At 34.7% G+C, this 505-nt stretch carries 1 protein-coding gene; it reads left to right on the top strand.

Annotation, left to right across the window (positions count from 1 at the left end; translation table 11 throughout):
* On the top strand, positions 1-505 hold a 505-nt coding region (locus tag ACP5SP_RS08165), incomplete at both ends, for an Eco57I restriction-modification methylase domain-containing protein (protein ID WP_428076590.1).

The following is a 505-nucleotide window of genomic DNA, read 5'->3' as shown; positions in this document are numbered from 1 at the left end:
GACATAAACCCGATTGCAGTTGTGATTTCCAAAGCAAACTTTCTCACAGAGATAAAGGATGTGAACATTATTCCTGTTTACTTGGCGGATTCCCTAATGCCCAGCTGGCTTGAACATGAAAAAGGTTCTATTGAAAAAACAATAGAAATAAACTTTGATGAAATTGTGAGTGGTTATGGGAAAGCAGTGTTCAATTATGGAGATAGAAACATTCAGGAAATGGATAGATATTTAAGAAAAATGAAGAAAGTCGTAGATTCTTCCGACCAAATTCCAGATGATCTAAAGGACAATGAAGAATTAATAAATAAATTAAAGGATCTTGTTAAGGCAGGGAAGAACCATATCTGGTTTTACATATTAAGAAATATTTACAACCCTTACTATTACAGGGGAAAAGTAGATATTGTTATCGGGAACCCGCCATGGCTGACATTCAAAGATGTAAAAAACCCCGAGAGACAAAAGGTTCTTAACAACATCTATTCACAATATGAAATGTCAG

Origin of the sequence: Caldisericum sp. (genome assembly GCF_049967455.1) — a bacterium.
Taxonomy (GTDB): Bacteria; Caldisericota; Caldisericia; order Caldisericales; family Caldisericaceae; genus Caldisericum; species Caldisericum exile_A.
This window is presented reverse-complemented; position numbering and strand designations above follow the sequence as displayed.